Source organism: Streptomyces sp. ICN903 (assembly GCF_022015835.1).
Taxonomy (GTDB): Bacteria; Actinomycetota; Actinomycetes; order Streptomycetales; family Streptomycetaceae; genus Streptomyces; species Streptomyces fenghuangensis.
Map to the genome: position 1 here is coordinate 1 of NZ_JAKMAY010000448.1, position 3,316 is coordinate 3,316.

The window sequence follows — 3,316 nt, forward strand, 5'->3', positions numbered from 1 at the left end:
GCGCCGCCCGCCCGCCGTCCCCGGCGCGGACGCCGCCGAGGTGGCCCGCGACTGGGACCTGCCCGCACTCATGCCCGGCACACGACAGGAAGGCTCACGATGAAGCGGAAGATCTTCACCGAGGACCACGAGGCCTTCCGGCACACGGTCCGGGCCTTCCTGGAGCGGGAGGTGCTGCCGCACTACGAACGCTGGGAGCGCGAGGGCGCCGTCGACCGCGAGGTGTGGCGCGCCGCCGGGCGCCAGGGCCTGCTGGGTGTGGCCGTCCCCGAGGAGTACGGGGGCGGCGGGCAGGAGGACTTCCGCTACGGCGCCGTACTGGCCGAGGAGTTCACCAAGGCGGGCACGCCCGGCCTGGCGATCGGCCTGCACAACGACGTCATCGGCCCGTATCTGACCTCCCTGGCCACCGAGGAGCAGAAGAAGCGCTGGCTGCCCGGCTTCTGCTCCGGCGAGACGATCACCGCCATCGCCATGACCGAGCCGGGCGCGGGCTCCGACCTCCAGGGCATCCGCACATCGGCCGAGGACCGCGGCGACCACTGGGTGCTGAACGGCTCCAAGACCTTCGTCTCCAACGGCATCCTGGCCGATCTGGTGATCGTCGTGGCCAGGACGACCCCCGAGGGCGGCGCCAAGGGGCTGAGCCTGCTGGTCGTCGAGCGCGGCATGCCCGGTTTCGAGCGCGGCCGCAACCTCGACAAGATCGGCCAGAAGTCCCAGGACACCGCCGAGCTGTTCTTCCACGACGTGCGCGTGCCCAGGGAGAACCTGCTGGGCGAACGGGACGGCGCCTTCGTCCACCTGATGACGCAGCTCGCCCAGGAGCGGCTGGCCATCGCGGTGGCCGGCATCGCCGGCGCCGAGCACCTCCTGGAGATCACCCGCGAGTACGTCATGGGGCGCGAGGCGTTCGGCCGGCCGCTCGCCCGGCTCCAGCACGTACGCTTCGAGATGGCGGAGATGGCCACCGAGTGCGCCGTCACCCGCGCCTTCGTCGACCGCTGCATCGAGGACCACGTCAGCGGCGGGCTGGACGCCGTCCACGCCTCGATGGCCAAGTGGTGGGCGACCGAACTGCAAAAACGCACCGCCGACCGATGCCTCCAGCTCCACGGCGGCTACGGCTACATGAGCGAGTACCCCGTCGCCAGGGCGTTCACCGACGGGCGCATCCAGACCATCTACGGCGGCACGACCGAGATCATGAAGGAGATCATCGGCCGTTCCCTGCTCTCCTGATCTCCCGACCCACCCCTTTCCGGAAGGCGACTTCGACCGTGACGACCCACGCGAGCAACGACGCGTACATCTACGACGCCATCCGCACCCCGCGCGGGCGCGGCAAGGCCAGTGGCGCCCTGCACGGCACCAAGCCGATCGACCTGGTCGTCGGCCTGATCCACGAGCTGCGCCGCCGCTTCCCCGGCCTGGACCCGGCCGCCATCGACGACATCGTGCTCGGCGTCGTCACCCCCCTGGGCGACCAGGGCGCCGACATCGCCCGCACCGCCGCCATCGCCGCCGGACTGCCCGACACCGTCGCCGGCGTCCAGGAGAACCGCTTCTGCGCCTCGGGTCTGGAGGCCGTCAACATGGCCGCCGCCAAGGTCCGCTCCGGCTGGGAGGACCTGGTCCTGGCCGGCGGTGTGGAGTCGATGTCGCGGGTGCCGATGGGCTCCGACGGCGGCGCCTGGGCCATGGACCCGATGACCAGCTTCGAGACCGCCTTCGTCCCCCAGGGCATCGGCGCCGACCTCATCGCCACCATCGAGGGCTTCTCCCGCCGCGACGTGGACGAGTACGCCGCGATGTCGCAGGAGCGCGCGGCCACCGCCTGGAAGGAGGGCCGCTTCGACCGCTCGGTCGTCCCCGTCACCGACCGCAACGGCCTGGTCGTCCTCGACCGCGACGAGCACATGCGCCCGGGCACCACGGCCGACTCCCTCGCCTCCCTCAAGCCCTCCTTCGCCACCATCGGCGAGGCGGGCGGCTTCGACGCGGTGGCGCTGCAGAAGTACCACTGGGTGGAGGAGATCGACCACGTCCACCACGCGGGCAACTCCTCCGGCATCGTGGACGGCTCCGCGCTGGTGGCCATCGGCAGCCGCGAGGTCGGCGAGCGCCACGGCCTCACCCCCCGCGCCCGCATCGTCTCGGCCGCCGTCTCCGGCTCCGAGCCGACCATCATGCTCACCGGCCCGGCACCCGCCTCCCGCAAGGCGCTGGCCAAGGCGGGGCTGACCGTCGACGACCTGGACCTGGTGGAGATCAACGAGGCGTTCGCGGCCGTCGTCCTGCGCTTCGTGCGCGACATGGGCCTGCCCATGGAGAAGGTCAACGTCAACGGCGGCGCCATCGCCATGGGCCACCCGCTGGGCGCCACCGGCGCGATGATCCTGGGCACCCTCGTCGACGAGCTGGAGCGCCGCGATCTGCGCTACGGCCTGGCCACCCTCTGCGTCGGCGGCGGCATGGGCATCGCCACCGTCGTCGAACGGCTCTGACCGGCTCACGACCGGCCCCGCGCCCGCCCCGGGCGGCGTACGAAACGACCCTCCCGACGCAGCCAGACCTCAACGGAGAACGAAACCCACCATGGCAGCCCCCGCAGCCCCCTCCACCATCCGCTGGGAACAGGACGACACCGGTGTCGTCACCCTCACCCTGGACGACCCCACCCAGTCCGCCAACACCATGAACGCCGCGTTCGCCGCCTCGCTCGCCGATGTCGCCGACCGCCTGGAGGCCGAGCGCGAGAGTGTCCGCGGCGTCATCGTCACCTCCGCCAAGAAGACCTTCTTCGCCGGCGGCGACCTCAACGACCTGCTGGCGGTGCGGCCCGAGCAGGCCCGCGAACTCTACGAGCGCGGCATGGCCATGAAGCGCAACCTGCGCCGCGTGGAGACCCTCGGCGTCCCCGTCGTCGCCGCGATCAACGGCGCGGCCCTCGGCGGCGGCCTGGAGATCGCGCTGGCCTGCCACCACCGCGTCGCGCTCGACGCCCCGGGCTCGAAGATCGGTCTGCCCGAGGCCACCCTCGGCCTGCTGCCCGGCGGCGGGGGAGTGGTGCGCACCGTGCGGCTGCTGGGCATCACCGACGCCCTGCTGAACGTCCTCCTCCAGGGCCGGCAGTACCGCCCCCGCCAGGCCATGGACAAGGGCCTGGTCCACGAGGTCGCCGACACCCCCGAGGAGATGCTGGAGAAGGCGAGGGCGTTCATCGACGCCAACCCCGCCTCCGTCCAGCCCTGGGACGTCAAGGGGTACAGGATCCCCGGCGGCACCCCCGCCCACCCGAAGTTCGCCGCCAACC

The 3,316-nt window shown here is 72.0% G+C and carries 3 protein-coding genes; all 3 read left to right on the forward strand.

The genetic code is table 11. The features are described from left to right. Positions 1–99 precede the first annotated feature (99 nt). Complete coding sequence (locus L7D48_RS27480) at positions 100–1,242, forward strand: acyl-CoA dehydrogenase family protein (RefSeq protein ID WP_237883600.1); 1,143 nt, start codon at positions 100–102, stop codon at positions 1,240–1,242. 38 nt (positions 1,243–1,280) lie between these two features. Beyond that, a complete protein-coding gene (locus tag L7D48_RS27485; protein ID WP_237883602.1) occupies positions 1,281–2,507 on the forward strand; it encodes an acetyl-CoA C-acetyltransferase in 1,227 nt (408 codons plus the stop codon). 91 nt (positions 2,508–2,598) lie between these two features. Beyond that, a partial coding sequence (locus L7D48_RS27490) for an enoyl-CoA hydratase/isomerase family protein (protein ID WP_237883604.1) occupies positions 2,599–3,316 on the forward strand: 718 nt, incomplete at its 3' end.

What these genes read in the sequence shown, in the direction of transcription:
- L7D48_RS27480 (WP_237883600.1), top strand. Translation starts at nt 100, where the DNA reads ATGAAGCGGAAGATCTTCACCGAGGACCACGAGGCCTTCCGGCACACG.